This is a genomic window from Vibrio sp. 1-1(7) (assembly GCF_013048485.1).
Classification (GTDB): domain Bacteria; phylum Pseudomonadota; class Gammaproteobacteria; order Enterobacterales; family Vibrionaceae; genus Vibrio; species Vibrio fujianensis.
Map to the genome: position 1 here is coordinate 489,200 of NZ_VHSP01000001.1, position 18,212 is coordinate 507,411.

Genomic DNA, 18,212 nt, shown 5'->3' on the forward strand with positions numbered 1-18,212 from the left:
GACGCACTTGGCTTCGAATGTTAATTTTTTGATCAATGTCTAAGGTCTCTATTTTAAGCATGGGCGAGACATTATGGCATAGATTATCAACGATATTGCGCTGACATTAGATCATCCTTGTTTAGCCAATTTCAACTGAAGTTATACGCTGATTATTGATGTAGATTAAGAATATCATCTGCTCAAGCTACATTTTATTGGCAAGTTACTTCAATGATTGCTAATGTGCCAAGTTCTCTATTGAGTTTGGTTTATGACCTTTATTCTGGCCGTTCTAGAAACTCAATAGTGAAGTCATGGATGCAAGATAAAAACTTGGAGTTTTTCGACGATGAATAAGAATAAAATCACTCAAACCTTGTTGCTGAGCGCAAGTTTAGCAGTGGGCACCACCTCTTTTACTGCTTTCGCAGCGAATGTCCCTCCCGGAACAAAACTAGCAGAGATACAAGAAATAGTGCGAGGCAATGGGACAGAAGTGGCGACCATTGATCCGCACAAATCGCAAGGCGTTCCCGAGTCACATGTTATCCGTGATTTGTTAGAAGGGCTGGTCAATCAAGACGCAGATGGCAATGTCATTCCTGGCGTTGCTGAATCCTGGGAAACCACAGATAACCAAACGTACACTTTCCATTTACGAAAAGAAGCAAAATGGTCGAATGGTGATCCAGTCACTGCACAAGATTTTGTTTATAGTTGGCAACGCGCACTCGACCCCGCTACGGCTTCGCCTTATGCTTGGTACATGGAATACACCAAGATTAAAAATGCCAAAGAAATTGTCGCAGGAAAAAAAGACAAAAGTACACTTGCGGTAAAGGCGTTGGATGATCATACCTTAGTCGTGGAACTTGAAAAGGCGGTGCCTTATTTTGTCATGATGACCGGGCACACCACAATGAAGCCAGTTCACCAAAAAACCATTGAGACATATGGTGACAACTGGACTAAGCCAGAGCATTTTGTTGGTAATGGAGCGTATGTGGTTAATCGTTGGGTGGTGAATGAACGACTAGTTCTGACTCGTAACGAACAATATTGGGATAATGCCCATACCGTAATCAATAAAGTGACTTTTCTTCCGATTGAAAACCAAGTCGCAGAGATGAACCGCTTTTTAGCGGGTGAAATTGATATTACTTATGAATTGCCTATTGAACACTTCCGCCGGCTGAAAAAAGAGTATCCGGAATCGGTTTCTGTGGTAGGTAATTTATGTACTTATTATTATTCATTTAATACCAAGAAAAAGCCATTTGATGATGTTCGTGTACGTAAAGCGATTTCCTACGCTATTGACCGTAACATTGTCACTGATGCTATTATGGCGCAAGGCGAAAAACCTGCTTATTTCTTAACCCCTGAAATTACTGCCGGTTTCCATCCAGAATACCCTGCTTACGGAAAAATGAGCCAAAAAGAGCGTAACGCAGAAGCGGCACGCCTACTGAAAGAAGCTGGCTACGGGAAAGGAAACCCTTTGAAATTTAGCTTGCTGTATAACACTTCAGAAAACCATAAAAAAATCGCTGTCGCACTAGGTTCAATGTGGAAGAAAACACTGGGGCTTGATGTGACGCTTGAAAACCAAGAGTGGAAAACTTATCTCTCTTCAAAAGATCAAGGCGATTTTGAAGTAGCACGTGCCGGTTGGTGTGGTGATTACAATGAAGCTTCTTCGTTCTTAACTTTGATGATGAGCAATAACACAACGGGTGGTCAACATTGGGGCAATACCGATTATGACGCCATCATCATGAAAGCCTTAACATCGACTTCTGAGTCAGAACGACAAGAGTACTATGCTCAGGCCGAAGCACTGATCGCCAAAGAAATGCCGATTGCACCTATCTATCAATATGTGAAATCTCGGTTACTTTCGCCTAAAGTGGGTGGTTTCCCGTCCAATAACCCAGAAGAAAAAATTTACTCGAAAGATCTCTATATCAAAGCTGAGTAATTTTGTTGGTAACCACGAAATAACGATTGAGACACTGTATGTGCTTGCGCATACAGCGTCTACCTGTTTTCAATTGTCACAGACAGCAAGAGTGAGTTTATGTTTAAATTCATCGCAAAAAGGGTATTTGAAGCAATTCCGACCATGTTGGTGTTGATCACGATATCTTTCTTTCTTATGCGCTTTGCACCAGGAAATCCGTTTTCTAGTGAGCGTTCACTTCCGCCTGAAGTTATGGCTAATATTGAAGCTAAATATGGCTTAGATAAACCCGTCTTTGAACAATACACCACCTACCTCGTAAATGTATTACAAGGGGATTTTGGCCCATCTTTTAAATATTTAGATTATTCGGTGAATGAACTCATTGCAGTTGCTTTACCTGTTTCGGCAAAAGTAGGATTGGTCGCGTTTATCTTTACCCTCATTATGGGGGTCAGTGTGGGGACTATCGCCGCCTTAAAACATAACACTTGGATCGATTACACCATTATGTCGACGGCGATGTTAGGGGTGGTGATGCCCTCATTCGTGTTAGCCCCAGCCCTGATTTATCTATTTTCTCTACACTGGAATTTATTTCCGGCGGGCGGATGGATGGATGGCAGCGCGAAATACTTAGTGCTTCCCGTTATAGGGATGTCTTTACTGTATGTTGCCACCTTTGCACGGATAACCCGTGGTTCCATGATTGAGACACTTAACAGTAATTTTATTCGCACAGCGCGAGCCAAAGGGTTGAGTTACCGGTATATTGTAGTGAAACATGCATTGAAACCCGCGCTTTTACCCGTGGTATCTTATATGGGGCCTGCTTTTGTCGGTATTATTACCGGTTCAGTGGTGATCGAAACGATTTTTGGCTTACCAGGTATCGGCAAACTCTTCGTCAACGCAGCGTTTAACCGGGATTATTCATTGGTGATGGGGGTGACGATTTTAATCGGTTTCCTGTTTATTTTGTTCAATGCCATTGTGGACATTTTACTCGCCATGATTGATCCGAAAATTCGCTATTAAACGACAGGGAAATAGAGCAATGTTAATAAAAAAAGATAATGTCGCGGCGATTGAAACATTTTCTGAGAATTTAGAAATAGAAGGCCGCAGTTTATGGCAAGATGCGCGTTATCGGTTTATGCGTAACAAAGCTGCAATGGTCAGTTTGGTCATTTTATCCTTAATGATTTTAGCGGTGATTATTTTACCCATGATGGCCCCTTATGCATTTGATGATACCGATTGGTATGCCATGCATGTTGCTCCTAATGCCGAGCATTGGTTTGGCACCGACAGCCTTGGACGAGATATCTATGTCCGTACTTTAATCGGTGGTCGTATCTCATTGATGGTTGGGGTGATGGGCGCGTTTGTTGCGGTGTTGATTGGTACTTTGTATGGTGCAACGTCTGGCTTCATTGGTGGCAAAGTCGATCGGGTGATGATGCGTATTTTAGAAATTCTTTATGCTGTGCCCTTTATGTTTTTAGTCATTGTTTTGGTGACCTTTTTTGGCCGTAATATTATTTTGATTTTTGTGGCGATTGGTGCCATTGCGTGGCTGGATATGGCGCGTATTGTGCGAGGCCAGACGTTAAGCCTGCGGAGCAAAGAATTCATCGAGGCGGCGCATGTGTGTGGGGTGAGCCAATGGCGGATCATTACTCGGCATATTGTACCTAATGTATTAGGGATAGTGGCGGTTTATTCAACCTTGCTGATCCCCAGTATGATTTTGACCGAATCCTTCCTCTCTTTCCTTGGTCTTGGCGTACAGGAACCGATGACCAGTTGGGGCGCGTTGTTACAAGAAGGCGCGCAAACCATGGAAATTGCTATTTGGCAACTGGCGTTTCCTGCCGCATTTATGGTGGTCACTCTCTTTTGTTTTAATTATGTCGGCGACGGTTTACGCGATGCGCTGGATCCAAAAGACAGATAACCCAACATGAATTAGATGGTAAGGAAAGAATAATGAGTTTATTAGATGTCAAAGATCTGCGGGTGGAGTTTACCACCCAAGATGGCACTGTCACTGCGGTCAATGATTTAAACTTTTCTCTGACACAAGGAGAAACATTAGGCATTGTGGGTGAGTCCGGTTCAGGAAAATCGCAGACGGTATTTGCCATTATGGGGTTGCTGGCTAAAAATGGTCGAATCTCAGGCAGCGCTAAATTTGAGGGAAAAGAAATTCTCAATTTACCCGAGCGTGAGCTGAACAGAGTACGCGCCGAGCAAATTGCCATGATTTTTCAAGATCCAATGACTTCGTTGAACCCTTATATGAAGGTCAGCGACCAACTGATGGAAGTCTTGATGCTACATAAGGGAATGAGTAAAGCGCAAGCATTTGAAGAATCAGTCCGCATGCTTGAAGCAGTAAAAATTCCTGAAGCACGTAAACGGATTACCATGTACCCGCATGAGTTTTCAGGTGGTATGCGTCAACGAGTAATGATTGCGATGGCGCTGCTTTGTCGCCCTAAATTATTGATTGCCGATGAACCAACGACCGCTTTGGATGTGACCGTCCAGGCACAGATCATGGACTTGCTCAATGAACTGAAAAAAGAGTTTAACACCGCGATCATTATGATTACTCATGATTTAGGGGTGGTCGCAGGCTCTTGTGACAAAGTATTAGTGATGTATGCCGGAAGAACAATGGAGTATGGATCCGTTGATGATATTTTTTATCGCCCCAGCCATCCTTATGCCGAAGGATTACTTAAGGCCATTCCTCGGTTAGATACCGAAGGCGATGTACTACCGACCATACCGGGTAATCCGCCTAACTTACTGCACCTACCGACAGGCTGCCCGTATCAAGAACGCTGCCATCGAGTGATGGACCGATGTATGCGTGAAGCGCCGATCTTGACACCGTTTGCGGATGGACGTCAGCGTGCCTGTTTTTCTGATTGGGAGGCTTGGACTAAATGAGCAATCAAAAATCACTCTTATTAGATATTAAAGACTTAAAAGTCCATTTTTCTATCGCCGCCAAATCAGCGTGGCCTTGGAGTAAGCCGGCGACTTTAAAAGCCGTTGATGGGGTAAACGTTCGTTTATATGAAGGTGAAACCTTAGGTGTGGTCGGTGAATCTGGTTGTGGTAAATCAACCTTCGCGCGAGCGATTATCGGCTTGGTCGAGGCAACCGCTGGCGAGGTTGTTTGGTTAGGACAAGATCTGACCCGCTTAAATGCCGTTAAGCGCCGTCAGACCCGAAAAGACATTCAAATGATCTTCCAAGATCCGCTTGCCTCACTCAACCCAAGGATGACGGTTGGAGACATTATTGCTGAGCCTTTACAGACATTTTATCCCGAGCTGTCTAAGCAAGAAGTCAAAGATCGTGTCAAGGAAATGATGGCCAAAGTAGGCCTACTGCCCAATGTCATTAACCGCTATCCACATGAATTCTCCGGCGGCCAATGCCAACGAATTGGCATTGCACGAGCATTGATTTTAAACCCTAAAATGATCATTTGTGATGAACCCGTCTCTGCATTGGATGTATCAATTCAAGCTCAGGTGGTCAATTTATTAAAAGATCTACAACAAGAGTTAGGCTTGTCACTGGTTTTTATTGCGCATGATCTTTCCGTAGTGAAGCACATTTCTGATCGTGTTTTGGTGATGTATTTAGGCAACGCGGTAGAACTCGGAGTAGCGGAAGCCTTGTTTGCTAATCCTTTGCATCCTTACACTAAAGCATTAATGTCAGCCGTACCCATTCCTGATCCTAAAATTGAACGCAGTAAAACCATTCAAATGTTGGAAGGGGATTTACCCTCACCGATTAACCCGCCTTCAGGTTGTGTTTTCCGTACTCGTTGTCCGCAAGCGAATGACGCCTGTGCGCAAATTCGGCCCAGCATTCAAGGTGACGATCAACATGCGGTCTCTTGCCTGCAGGTTAATTTGTAATTAACCAATATACCTTCCTACTTGAAGCTGCAGGGGTGTCGGCTACGTTCGTTCACCCCAACCACATCGCCTGTCTATGCTTATGGGGATGATGAGAGCCATCTGTGGTTCTCATCAAAGGCTAGTCTACGGCTGTTCAAGTTTGTTCCAGACAAATTTGTCATTTACTTGCCGCCTAACTGCAACTCCAAGTGGTTTGGGTATCGCCCTTTATGTCCCTAGCCATATAGGTTAGGGACAATGTAAATAGTAATATTTTCCTCTTGTTATTCGTATTGTTTCAGTGTTTTTCTAGCATCCTTGATATTTTTTAGTCAATTCTCAGTAAATTCGTCTCATTGTGAACCAATGCAACGACGGTAATAATGCTTTGATTAATGTGATTTATATCATGATATTTACTGATTATATCAAGCGAATGATAAGTTAAATTAGAGTTAATGCTCTGTTTTGTCTCATGGTTGAGATTAAAGATTTAAATCAATAACTTTGATGTGATTTTCGATGGACATGCAAGTTTTGAATACTAAACTTACCGTATTGAAATGAAATTTGGTGATATTGTTCCAAATTTTCGTTTATATGATAAAAAAAGGAAAATTCCATGTTGACAAAATTATATATTAAATCTCGCTTACTGTTGGACTCTTTTGCTCACGATCAACGCGGTGTTACCGCGATTGAATACGCGATTATCGGGGTGGCTGTTTCAGCGATTGTGCTTGCTGTATTTAGTGGAGAAGGGGGATTAAAAGAAGCACTAGAAGGTGCAATGGAAAATATTACTGGCAAGATAACGGAAGCAAATAATATTGGCGCGGCATCTGGTGACTAATTAATTGTTAATATTTACAGTCGAATTTTTTTTGCTATTAATAGCGATAGATGATTTAACTAAGCGTAATATTAAAAATCAGTACTTAGCTATATTACTAGCCGTTATCCTTTTAGGCTGGTTGACCCAGCCTAACTGGACAATTTTACCCTATACTCTAGTTATATTAGCTGTAGGGTGTGTGTTGTTTTACTTTCGGTTATTGGCTGCGGGAGATACTAAACTATTGGCAGTCCTTAGTTTAGGTATTCATCCAGATTATCTACCATTAACCATAGTTGGTATCACAGTGATAGGTGGAATTATGGCTCTCGGCTACTTGCTTTATGGTCTGTGTACTGATTTAACGGTTGTACGCCAAAAAGGCATTCCTTATGGAGTGCCGATCAGTTTAGTTGGTGGTTGTGCCATTTATCTCTCCTCTTTATAAATAATTTTCTCTCACTTGGGACGGTGAAATGAATTCCAAGCTTTTAATTGCATTGGCTCTCCTTGCGATAGCCGTTGGTGGCTATGGATTATTTGCTCCAGCCACGCCTCCGCCCACTCCGTCTACTCTCGCTGTAGAGCCCCCCCCATTGCCTGTGAAACAGTGGCAAGTTTGGCTTGCTCGTCATCCATTAGAAAAAGGACAACCCATTACTCGAGCGGATCTTGAACTACGTTCAATGGATGAGCGTCAAGCGCTCGCGTTGGGAGTCAATCAAGATATCACGATAGATTTTGCGCCAGAGATGCGGATTAACCAGCCCTTGGCTCAAGGAGGGGTGGTGTGGCCAGAAATGCTATTACGGCCTAATCAAGCTGGCTATATCGATCTTATTTTAACGCCAGATCATGTTCCTTTTCCTCTGCAGGTAAAAGCGGAATCGGTCATTGGTGGCGTGATTCGACCGGGATCCTTGGTCGATGTTTTAGCGCTGGCTTCCTTAAAGCAGAATTTAGCTAATGATCAAACTGTGCGCAGTTTTGAAACGGTCTCCTTAGCTCCGGTTTTGATGGGAGTCAAAGTGTTGCAAGTGAACCAACAGCAACTCATAGAAGGAAAAGGACGCGAGCAAGCAACAACGTCACAGGCCAGTGTCATTTTAGAGTTGACCCGTAAACAAGTGGCCACCTTAACCATTGCTCGGCATATTGCACAGTTAGAGATCCACCTCTCTAGTGGTCATCGTAAAGCGAGTGAGCTTTCGGCCAATGCGGGTGATGTACTCAATGACTACAAAGCCATACAAGAATATCGGGCAGATAAAGCCACGGTACGCTAAGGAACGGATTATGATTCATCGCTATTTTTCTTTATTACTTTTCATTCTATTGGGCGTGCTGAGTTTACCTGTCAATGCACAACGAATGCTTAACTTAGCGGAAGGTGATGCGCAAACCTTAAGGACGGAAGGTGAAATCCAATCGATTTTTATTTCTGATCCTAACGTGGCTGATTATCAAGTCATTGATCGACATACGGTGGTTGTTTTTGGCAAACAAGTGGGTAATGCAAATCTGATCGTTTTTGGTGAAAACAGCCAAACACTAACTAGCCGACGATTAGTGGTCAATAAAAGTATGGTGCATATTCAACAGCAAATTCAAATGAAGTATCCACATGCGGAAGTCACGGTTTACAATTTAGGTGAACAGGTGGTGCTCAGTGGTATGGTCGCAAGCGAAAAAGAACGTGATGAAATCAACCTGTTGGTTGGGGAGTTATTGGGAAAAAATTCTATTGATAGTGATGTGGAATGGAAACTCGGTGATAACAGTTACAAAATGGAGTTTATGCAGCGTCGTCGCTTTGAAGGGGTGGTAAATAATATTGAAGTAGCCAGTACAAAGCAGGTGAATGTGAAATTATCGATTGCTGAAGTTTCTCAATCGTTTATGGAGAAATTCGGCATTCAGCTTGGAAGCAGTGGGCAAAATAGTGGGATTTTTGTCAATCCGCTCAGGCAATTTAGCAGCACTGACATCATGACACTGATCAGTGCTATAGGAGATGATACCGTTGGGCAAGTGTTAGCCGAGCCTAATTTATCGGTTATTTCAGGAGAAACCGCCAGTTTTTTAGTGGGGGGAGAATTACCGGTCGTTACTATCGTTGATGGTGGTACGAATGTTCTTTATAAAGAGTTTGGTGTCCGATTAGAGATGATGGCGAAAGTACAACGTGACGATAAAATTCGCCTCTCACTGATGCCCGAAGTCAGTTCGCTAGATACTCAATACGCCAATGATACTTACAATTTACCTGCCTTAAAAACTCGTCGCGCAAGAACCACCGTTGAATTAGGCGATGGACAAAGTTTTGTTTTGGGGGGGTTACTCAATAAAGAAGAGAGCGAATTATTGAGAAAAATTCCTTTTATCGGCGATATTCCTATCCTGGGTGCATTATTTCGTCATACCGAAACCAGCCGTAACAAAACTGAATTAGTCATCATTGCCACAGTCAATTTAGTTCAACCCATTCAACCATCTGGCATTCAGTTACCGAGTATGCAGCGTACTTCAACGTTAGAGCGTTTCTTTGCTCTAGACCCGGAAAAAAGCCCAGTAGAACAGCAGTTGAGCCAGCAAATTCTCGCCACGGGAGGGTTTAAGCAATGAAAAAATCAATGGTAATGTTTGGACTCTTATGGGTTCTTATCGGTTGTAGTTCTGGTCGTCCGGATCAATCTGGCCCTGCAATAGAGGTCTATCCTGTGCTTACCTCACTGGCTTTACAAACCAACCGTCAGCAGCTTGCGAAGGCACAAACGCGATTAGACGATTTTTTACATGAACAGCATGCCGCATTGGTGACGCAGCAAATCGTTCTATATTGGCGTACTCCTGATGGCGAACGTTTTGCAATAAAAACTCGGCAGAAGTTACGTCGTTTAGGGGTGGCTTCTGAGCAGTTACGTCTCGAAAAATCTTCTAATAGTTTTGGACAACATTTTGATTTTAAAGTAGACATTCTAGCACATAAAGTGGTTGTTCCGGTCTGTCCCTATGCTCAGGTGAGTCGTTTTGGTCAAGAAGGAACCGGATGTTTTATAGAAAGTTCACGCTGGCAGTCGATGGTTAATCCCCAAAAAATGCTCCAGTCAGAAAGTCACCTTCAGCACGGGAGTCGCTAAATAATGTTTGATTTAGTCGATTTACTCAGTAAAAAGCAGCAAACTGAAACCATAGAGCAGCAAAAAATCACCTCGGTGCTGTTTTATCAAACCGCTGAATGTCAAGAATTGGTGCAAGAAGCCTTTCGATTTGAAGGTATTGTTCCTCCAGCAATGGCGAAAAACCAAGATGATCAAATTGCTGAACATGTGCGTCAGTCAGATATTGAGATCGTGATTGTTGAGCTAAATAATAGCCGAGATGTTAGCGCTGATGCAGAGCGAATTAGCCACTTATTGCCTAACCATGCTTCAGTTATTGTGGTGGGCAGTGAAGATGCAATTTCGACCATTCGTAATTTAAAAGCGATGGGTTTTTATTATGTTTTTTGGCCGGTCAGCAAGCAAGAGTTTATCGATTTTGTCCGTAGTGTTTATGATAACCGACAGCGTAGTAGCCACCGAGGCCCTGGAAAAAAACGTCGAGCCAAATACATTAGCATCTTAGGGACAAAAGGTGGCGTAGGAGCCAGTTTGATTACTGCGGAAGTGGCGTACCAGTTGAGTAGCGCTCGTAAAACCTCGTGTTTGATTGTGGATCAAAATTACTACGGCGGTAACTTAGATATCTTGATGGGGATTCGTAAATTAGAAAAACGGAAAATCCAAAAAGGTTCACTTGCTTCGTCATTAGACAGTGCTTCGGCACAAAGTTTATTACACAAACAGAATCCGATGTTGTCTATGTTGGCTATCACGTCGGAACAGTTAGATACCTTATCTTTGCTGGATTACTCCAATGTTGTGGTGGATCAGCTTTCAGAAGAGGTTAACTTTATCTTAGAAGACCTTTCCTCTTCGGTTGGATTTAGCTTAGAAGCCGATAAATTTCTTGCTCATGCAGACATGGTGGTGTTGGTGATTGATCCGACCGTTTCTTCAGTGCGAGAGGCTGCACGTTTGAAAGAGCGAGTGCATAAACTCAATAGTAACCCTGCGCTACGCTTAATTACGGTTCTTAATCATACGGTTGCCAGCAAGTTAGCAACGGCAGGAAGGCAAGAAGCAGAAACCATTCTTAAGCAGCCGATCGATGTAGAGATCCCTTACTGTGAAGCAATTAATACCACCATTTTAGAAGATAAACGTGTTGTTGCATCCAAATTGAAAGCGGCTGAGCCGTTGAAACAATTGACTTGCTTATTATTAGGCGAAACGCTTGTTCAAGCCAAGGGAAGCTTATTACAACAAATTCAGCAATGGTTGAAAAAATCATGATCGGCGCAAAAGCAATTTATGTCGGACTACGCAAACAAATTTTTGATGCGTTGGAGCCCGAAGCTATCGCGCAGATGAGTAAAGAGCAGCTCGCCAAGCAGCTTGATGGTGCGGTTGAATTATTGATTGAGCGTGAACGGTTAACGGTACCAAAAGTGATCCGTCAAGAATTTGTGAAAAACTTGGTGGATGAGCTTGTTGGGTTAGGGCCCCTACAAGCGTTAATGGACGATGAATCCATTAGCGATATTATGATCAATGGCCATGAAAATATTTTTATTGAGCGTGGTGGATTGGTTGAAAAAGCCCACATAGATTTTATTGATGAAAGACAATTACTAGATATAGCAAAACGAATTGCTGCACGTGTTGGTCGACGGGTGGATGAGTCGTCCCCAACTTGTGATGCACGCTTACAGGACGGAAGCCGAGTTAATATAGTGATTCCGCCGATAGCCATTGATGGCACTGCCATTTCCATCCGTAAGTTTAAAAAGCAAAGTATAGACCTTAGCAAATTATGCGAGTTTGGAGCGATGAGCCCTGAAATGGCTCAGGTATTAATGGTTGCAGCTCGCTGCCGATTAAATATTTTAATTTCAGGAGGGACTGGCTCGGGGAAAACGACGATGCTAAATGCGTTATCTCAGTTTATTTCTGAAAACGAACGTATTATTACCATTGAAGATGCAGCGGAATTGCGCTTACAGCAACCTCATGTTGTGCGCTTAGAAACCCGCACAGCAGGCATTGAAAATACTGGGTTAGTTAACCAGCGAGACTTAGTCATTAACTCGCTACGGATGCGACCAGATCGCATCATTGTTGGCGAGTGTCGTGGCGCTGAGGCATTTGAAATGCTACAAGCCATGAACACAGGGCACGACGGGTCGATGTCTACACTGCACGCCAATACCCCACGAGATGCTTTAGCGCGGGTAGAGTCGATGGTGATGATGGCAACCAGCAATTTACCACTCGAAGCGATTCGTCGCACTATCGTCAGTGCTGTTGACCTCATTATCCAGATTAATCGGCTGCATGATGGTAGCCGAAAAGTCATGAGCATTACTGAGGTCATGGGGCTAGAGGGTTCAAGTGTCGTCTTAGAAGAGATTTTTCGTTTTCAACCTAACCTTCGTCAAAGTGAAGATGGCAAAGTAAACGGCAGTTTCATCACTTCAGGCTTAATGCAACGATCTGTTTTATATGAAAAAGCGCGCTTTTTCGGGTTAGAAGAGAACTTGGCCAAAGCCTTTCGTGAGGTGGGAGAGAAGCGAGCATGATAGCCATCTTGCTGATTTTGATTGGAGTGGTTTTGTTGTGGTTTGCAAAGCGCAAGCGCACTCGTGAACGTTATGATTACTTAGACCAGTTTAGCCGAACGGTTTATGTTGATTCTATGACCTCTGAGCAGCAAGCAATTGATATAAAATCGCTTTCTGATCGAACATGGACAGACAGAGCAACCCAAGGCTGGCGTAATCTGAATAAGCAACTTGGTAAACTTGCTGTCATAAAAGTAGTAAGTTATCTCTGCCTCTTGATTTTTTTAGGGATGGAGTTTAACCAACGTTTTGTTCGTGGTTCAGTGATGCTAGTTGTCGTAATTACAGTACTATCTGGGTTAGCGTTCGCTTATTTTTGGCTAAAAAAACGCGAAAAAAATCAGTTTGAAGAAAGTTTTCCAGATGCACTTAACATGCTTAGCAGTGCGGTTTCGGCAGGGGAAAGTATTACTCATGCCATTATGTATGTAGGGAACACACTCAACAATGAAGTCGGTAAAGAGTTTAAAATTATGGGCAAGCGATTACAGTTAGGCGAATCACCAGATGATGTGTTTCGTAAAGCTTGCTTACGGTTTCCTTATCCTTCGTTTCATTTTTTTGTCATTACTCTACGGGCTAATATGCAGCGCGGAGGACAATTAAAAGAAATTATTCTACGCTTAAATCGACTACTTTTTAATGCTCGCTCGATTGAAAAGAAAAAATATGCTCTGACTTCAGAAGCGCGTACTTCTGCAAAAATTGTTGCCGCGATTCCTTTCTTCTTCTTATTTATTTTGCAGTACCTGAGCCCAGAGAATTATGAGTTTGTCATGTTTGATCCCGGTGGCCGACCTATTCTCTATTATGTGTTGATCAGTGAGGCGATTGGTATTGCCATTGTATGGGGGCTAATGAAAAGTGTTCGATAGTATTTTTTATTGGTTACATACTTCAATCGGTAGCCTGTTTTCAATTATCGCCATTATGATTGGTACCGTTTTGTTAATTGCCTCTTTACGTAGTGAGCGTAAGAAGCAGTTATGGCAAGACTTTCATTATCATGAGCAAAAGAAAGTTAAATCGACATGGGTTGATCAGCTCTCTCGTTTACTTAATAGTCTTTTCTCATCTGATAAGCAACAAGTCCAACAGAAATTTTTAGCCGCTGGATTTTATAATCCGAAACTTGCTACTTATTTTATGCCGATAAAATATACTCTGTTGTTATTGGGCTGTCTTGCTTGTTATGCCTTATCGCTACGTTTTCATTGGACTGGCCATAGTTTATTTATTAGCGTGGCAATTTGGTTAGTCATTAGTCTAATTTTACCCGATAGCTATTTAGCGATACGCGCCAAGCAATTGAGCTACAAAATTTCTGCTAAATTACCTTATTTATTAGACTTAATGGCGGTATGTGTTCAAACCGGGATGACGATTGAATCATCCATCAGTTATTTAGCGAAGGAGATGAAAGGGTTTGATAAAGATATTAGCTACTTGCTGGTAAAAACAGATGATCGCGCGCGTTTAGTTGGTTTAGAGCAAGCTCTTGATGAACTTTATCAACGAGTTCCCTCGAATGAAATGCGTAGCTTTGTGATGACATTAAAACAAAGTTTGCAGTATGGAAGCTCAATATACAGCGTACTAACGACGTTATCAGCTGATATTCGTGAGGTACAAATGCTACAAATTGAAGAAAAAATTGGCAAGTTAGCTGCGAAAATGTCGATCCCTTTGATTATTTTTATCATGGTACCTATTGTTATTTTAATCGCTGCTCCAGGGATAATGAGGATGATGGCTAATGCATAAAAAAATCGTGATGTTTCTTTTTGTCATCATACTTTCCGGTTGTGTTACGACGGCTGGAACTCAAGGTCAAGTAGTGAGTGGAAACTTAGATCTAACTTCTGTTGATCAAGAACAGATTTATACAAAAACATCGAATTATTCAGCCCTGATTGAGCTTTATAAAAGGCAATTGAAGCAGGGGGAAGAAAGTGAAACACGACTAAAGTTGGCTGAAGTCTATTTAAATTATCAAGATGCTGAATCGGCATTATTTACCTTGGCCCCTTTAATCAACCATAAATCGAATACAGGGCAAGTCTTTTATTTACAAGGACTAGCGTTATTTCGTTTAGGGAAAATAGAAGAGACGAAACATTCTCTTCATCTCGCACGAGATAAAAGCCCAATGGATGCTAAGGTGATTAACCTACTCGCTATTATTTATGCTCAACAGGGTGATTTAGTACAGTCAAGGGCACTGTTTACTCAAGCTAGAGAATTAATGTTTGATGATATTACTATCAAAAATAATTTAGCGTTAATTGATATGTTAGAAGGCGATTATGATAGCGCTGCGGCTCGTTTATTACCTATATATATGAATGAACAAGCGGATGAGCAGGTGAAAGCAAACTTAGCTATTATTATGGCCAAAAAAGGTAGTTTAAACCATTTATTGGTTTTTTATGCTGACCAATATAGTCAAGATGAAATTGTTAAATTATATCAATCATTAAGAAGTTTAAATTTAGCCTCTAACATTAACTTTGCTGATCAGGCTGATGCTAAAATAGTTTTAGATAGTGATACCGTAGCACCTGATGAACTAAAAGCAAAAAAGACCAGTCCATCATCAGGAGAAAAATATGAACAATGATGCACGTTTCTCGCAAAAAGGGGTGGCAACAATCGAGTTTGTTGGCGGTTTTTTTGCCTTTTGGTTGATGTGTATGGCTTGGGTAGAAATGAGTTTTATGTCTTATATTTCTAGCTTGGGTGATCTTGCAATAGCTAAAGCAGCAAGAGAAGCTAAAAAAACAGATGGTATTAATTATGTCGCCGAATTTAATAAATTATTGAGTGAAGAAAATAGTTTGTGGCGCTATGTTGTTGATGCAAATAAATTTCAAGCAAAAGTGCAATTTGTTAAACATTTAGATGACTTACATTCTTATGAAACACGCTGTTTAGGGGAAACGGGAGATGCATTTAATTGCAATGACCCTAAAGATATGGCGATTGCGGTTTATCATATTAGTTATGACTACCAACCTATTTTAAATTTCTTTTTAAGTAGCGAAACACTTTTCGCCCGTGAAGCTATTGTGATTCAGGAATATCAACGTGAAACATTCGCGCAATAACCAACTTGGTAACTTTACCGTGGAATTTGCTATTATCGGAGTATTCTTTGCTCTGCTATTAGTGTTCAGTGCGGATATAGTCGTAAAGCTTGCCTATAAAGGAAAGTTAGATCGCATGTCTTATTCTGCGGTCAGTATTATTAAAGAAAGAACTGAATTGGCAGGCGCTGATAACTTTTCGGTGGGAGAAACAGAAGTTGATACTATTTACGATATTATTCGTCGCTCGTTACATCGAACGTCGGGAAGCTTTGATGATAAAAAATTTGGTTTTCAATTAGATATTGTTCGTAATGGGGTGGATGTTGTTTTGCCTTACCACCGAGGGATCGATTGTGAAAGTCAACATCCTGACTCGTCTCTCGATTTTGTCACAACGTTTGGTCGACATGCAACTTTATACCAAGTCACACTTTGTTATGACACCGAGAGTTGGTTTGGTGACTTAATTGGACAAGATTTTTCCCGAGTTTCTAGCCGATCGATAACGATGGGGAGATAACGATGAATCACAATCTTAATAAACAATCTGGTCATGCGGCAATTTTATTTGCTCTCTTTATTCCTGTTTTGTTTGGTGTATTTACATTAGGTACTGATGGTGCTCGTGCAATACAAGATAAAGCTCGATTACTTGAAGCGGTTGAAGTAGCCAGCCTTGCGGTTGCAGGGCAAGGTTCTGATGATAAAACGTTAGCCAAAAGCTATGTTCAGTATTATTTTCCATTAGCAAAAATAGAAGATAAAGATATTGAAATCCAAAAATTGAATTGTGAAGATAACCAAAACTGCCGTGATCAAGAACGACGATTTTTTGAATATCGTGTTACCGCAAGTATCACTCAACCCACTTGGTTTCCCGGCAATGAGGCTATTATTGGATTTGGTAAAAATTATCAAGTTCTTGATCAATCGATTACTAGAAAATATCATTCTGAAACAGTGGATGTTGTCTTAGTTGCTGATTTTTCAGCATCTATGTATGAGTTTTGGGATGGCGGTTCAAAAAGGAAGTTTCTTGATTTAAAAGATATTATATCTGATATATCAACCGAATTAGAAACATTTAATGGATATAATGTTAATTCAGAAAAACGTAATAAGTTGGCGGTTGTTGGGTTTGATTTTTATACCAGTAGAGTCGTAAATAATACTCGAACCTATTATGATCATTTAACTTGTTGGGTTTGGAATCGGCAGTGGGTTGAAGGGCGTTGTAAAAGTGATTATCCGGGGGATGATCACCGATATGTCAACGCTGAGGCAACAATAAGAGATGTTTTTAATTTAAATTCTAACGCTCATAACCCCGTTGCCGGTTCAATTACCAATATTTCTATATTTGAAGATGTTAATTTGACAGATAATATGAGTTTTATTAGAACAAAAATAAAATCTAATAGTTTTAATATTATGCGTTCTACAGGAAGTGGAACATCTTCATATGCAGGTATTATTCGAGGAGCACAAATGGCATTGGCTGGTAATAATCCTCGACGATTAATTATTTTATTGTCCGATGGGCAAGATAGTTATTGGCGAACAACTGATAAACTGATTAATCCGGCAAATCCAGGTTTTCCACCCAGCAGTCCTACCGCATTAGGTTTATGCAATAGAATATTAAATGAATTGAATAATCAAAAAACAGTAGAAGGTGATGATGTTACCGCTCGTATGGTGGCAGTTGGGTTTGACTATAATATTAATGCATTTCCACAAATGAGAAATTGTGTAGGACAGGAAAATGTTTTCTCCGCTGAGAATAGAAATGACATTAAAAATAAAATACTTGAATTAATTACCGAAGAGATTGGGCATTTAGCACGATGAAAAAATCAATATTATTATGGTTACCAGTTAATAGGCTTATATGCTCTTCTTACTTGAAGATACAGCGGTGTTGGCTGCGTTCATTTACCTCTTTAAATAAAGGACTTTTTATAATGAAAAGAACAGTAACGACCCTATTTATGCTGTTATTATTGACGGTCAGCCCTTGGGGTGTCTCCTCTACCAAGCAACCAACACAAAATGCGATGTATTATTATTGCAATAGTCTTGATGTGGAGTTTGAGCAGCAAGTTCAAATTGGGCAAGGGCGTCGAGTGTATCTAAATCAAGGTGCTTTTCCTCAGATTGAAGATCAAGCACGTTATTCTGCCAGTGTCGCCTTTGTTGCACAGCAGATGTACTCTGCTGGTATCGAAGAGATGTGTGTTGAATATCTACTCAATCATGCAGAGTCTTTGTCAACTGAAGACAGTGAACTTTTGGCCAGAGTCTATTTCTCTTTTGATCGGTCAGAATTGACGGATTCTTCACGCTATGTTTTAGCGCAAATAATAGAACGTCTACAGCATGATCAAACTCTTAAGGTAGAAGGACATACGGATAATATTGGTAGTGATGAGTACAACTTTTCGCTCGGTTTACGTCGAGCCCAATCAGTGGCAGATTACTTGCAACAACAATCTGAGCAATCGATGACGATTGATACCATCTCTTATGGTGAGAAAAGGCCGCTGATTAGTAATGATACAGCGCAACAGCGCGCTAAAAATCGTCGGGTAGATATTCACTAATATCCGTTATCGCCAAGCAATCTAGAGTTGCAGGTAGGTGGCGACTCAGTGAACAATACATTGCTATAGCAAAAGGCCCA

Annotated in this window: 19 protein-coding genes; all 19 read left to right on the plus strand. The window is 41.3% G+C overall.

What is annotated here, in order from left to right; all coding sequences use genetic code 11:
- The first annotated feature begins 331 nt into the window (after window positions 1-331).
- The 19 genes from FKN05_RS02325 to FKN05_RS02415 all read left to right on the plus strand — a co-directional run bounded on the left by FKN05_RS02325 (window position 332) and on the right by FKN05_RS02415 (window position 18,132).
- On the plus strand, window positions 332-1,963 hold the full coding sequence (locus FKN05_RS02325; protein ID WP_170886816.1) for an ABC transporter substrate-binding protein: 1,632 nt from the start codon (window positions 332-334) through the stop codon (window positions 1,961-1,963).
- A 99-nt stretch (window positions 1,964-2,062) separates the two neighbouring features.
- The gene (gene oppB / locus FKN05_RS02330) at window positions 2,063-2,983 is read left to right on the plus strand and encodes an oligopeptide ABC transporter permease OppB (RefSeq protein ID WP_099612604.1); all 921 of its coding nucleotides are present in this window, start codon (window positions 2,063-2,065) and stop codon (window positions 2,981-2,983) included.
- Between the two features lie 19 nt (window positions 2,984-3,002).
- Window positions 3,003-3,905: an oligopeptide ABC transporter permease OppC gene (oppC, locus tag FKN05_RS02335; protein WP_161428408.1), complete on the plus strand. Its 903-nt coding sequence runs from the start codon at window positions 3,003-3,005 to the stop codon at window positions 3,903-3,905.
- A gap of 32 nt (window positions 3,906-3,937) precedes the next feature.
- Window positions 3,938-4,909 (plus strand): ABC transporter ATP-binding protein, encoded by a 972-nt coding sequence (locus FKN05_RS02340; RefSeq protein WP_161428409.1) that lies wholly within the window; start codon window positions 3,938-3,940, stop codon window positions 4,907-4,909.
- The gene (oppF, locus tag FKN05_RS02345; RefSeq protein ID WP_161428410.1) at window positions 4,906-5,898 is read left to right on the plus strand and encodes a murein tripeptide/oligopeptide ABC transporter ATP binding protein OppF; all 993 of its coding nucleotides are present in this window, start codon (window positions 4,906-4,908) and stop codon (window positions 5,896-5,898) included. The genes FKN05_RS02340 and oppF overlap by 4 nt, the downstream gene beginning before the upstream one ends.
- A gap of 604 nt (window positions 5,899-6,502) precedes the next feature.
- A complete protein-coding gene (locus FKN05_RS02350; RefSeq protein ID WP_170886818.1) occupies window positions 6,503-6,733 on the plus strand; it encodes a Flp family type IVb pilin in 231 nt (76 codons plus the stop codon).
- A gap of 31 nt (window positions 6,734-6,764) precedes the next feature.
- A complete protein-coding gene (locus FKN05_RS02355) occupies window positions 6,765-7,163 on the plus strand; it encodes a prepilin peptidase (RefSeq protein ID WP_170886820.1) in 399 nt (132 codons plus the stop codon).
- A 28-nt stretch (window positions 7,164-7,191) separates the two neighbouring features.
- The gene (gene cpaB / locus FKN05_RS02360) at window positions 7,192-8,001 is read left to right on the plus strand and encodes a Flp pilus assembly protein CpaB (RefSeq protein WP_161427908.1); all 810 of its coding nucleotides are present in this window, start codon (window positions 7,192-7,194) and stop codon (window positions 7,999-8,001) included.
- Window positions 8,002-8,011: 10 nt separating this feature from the next.
- Window positions 8,012-9,340, plus strand: coding sequence for a type II and III secretion system protein family protein (locus FKN05_RS02365; RefSeq protein WP_161427909.1), 1,329 nt, complete (start codon window positions 8,012-8,014; stop codon window positions 9,338-9,340).
- Window positions 9,337-9,855, plus strand: coding sequence for a hypothetical protein (locus FKN05_RS02370; protein ID WP_099612596.1), 519 nt, complete (start codon window positions 9,337-9,339; stop codon window positions 9,853-9,855). The genes FKN05_RS02365 and FKN05_RS02370 overlap by 4 nt, the downstream gene beginning before the upstream one ends.
- Window positions 9,856-9,858: 3 nt before the next feature.
- A complete protein-coding gene (locus FKN05_RS02375) occupies window positions 9,859-11,112 on the plus strand; it encodes a CpaE/TadZ family protein (protein WP_099612595.1) in 1,254 nt (417 codons plus the stop codon).
- A complete protein-coding gene (locus tag FKN05_RS02380) occupies window positions 11,109-12,398 on the plus strand; it encodes a TadA family conjugal transfer-associated ATPase (protein WP_161431031.1) in 1,290 nt (429 codons plus the stop codon). Before FKN05_RS02375 ends, FKN05_RS02380 begins: the two co-directional genes overlap by 4 nt.
- Entirely contained in the window at window positions 12,395-13,315 is a 921-nt protein-coding gene (locus FKN05_RS02385) for a type II secretion system F family protein (protein ID WP_161427029.1), read from the plus strand. The genes FKN05_RS02380 and FKN05_RS02385 overlap by 4 nt, the downstream gene beginning before the upstream one ends.
- Window positions 13,305-14,204 (plus strand): type II secretion system F family protein, encoded by a 900-nt coding sequence (locus tag FKN05_RS02390; RefSeq protein ID WP_245869628.1) that lies wholly within the window; start codon window positions 13,305-13,307, stop codon window positions 14,202-14,204. Before FKN05_RS02385 ends, FKN05_RS02390 begins: the two co-directional genes overlap by 11 nt.
- Entirely contained in the window at window positions 14,197-15,060 is an 864-nt protein-coding gene (locus tag FKN05_RS02395; RefSeq protein ID WP_170886822.1) for a tetratricopeptide repeat protein, read from the plus strand. Before FKN05_RS02390 ends, FKN05_RS02395 begins: the two co-directional genes overlap by 8 nt.
- Window positions 15,050-15,547, plus strand: coding sequence for a TadE family protein (locus tag FKN05_RS02400; protein ID WP_099612592.1), 498 nt, complete (start codon window positions 15,050-15,052; stop codon window positions 15,545-15,547). Before FKN05_RS02395 ends, FKN05_RS02400 begins: the two co-directional genes overlap by 11 nt.
- Window positions 15,528-16,049 carry a tight adherence pilus pseudopilin TadF gene (gene tadF, locus FKN05_RS02405; RefSeq protein WP_157928716.1) on the plus strand — a complete coding sequence of 174 codons (522 nt, stop codon included), beginning with the start codon at window positions 15,528-15,530 and terminating at the stop codon, window positions 16,047-16,049. The genes FKN05_RS02400 and tadF overlap by 20 nt, the downstream gene beginning before the upstream one ends.
- 2 nt (window positions 16,050-16,051) lie before the next feature.
- Window positions 16,052-17,380, plus strand: coding sequence for a TadE/TadG family type IV pilus assembly protein (locus tag FKN05_RS02410; protein ID WP_099612590.1), 1,329 nt, complete (start codon window positions 16,052-16,054; stop codon window positions 17,378-17,380).
- A 113-nt stretch (window positions 17,381-17,493) separates the two neighbouring features.
- Window positions 17,494-18,132 (plus strand): OmpA family protein, encoded by a 639-nt coding sequence (locus FKN05_RS02415; protein ID WP_170886824.1) that lies wholly within the window; start codon window positions 17,494-17,496, stop codon window positions 18,130-18,132.
- Window positions 18,133-18,212: the final 80 nt, after the last annotated feature.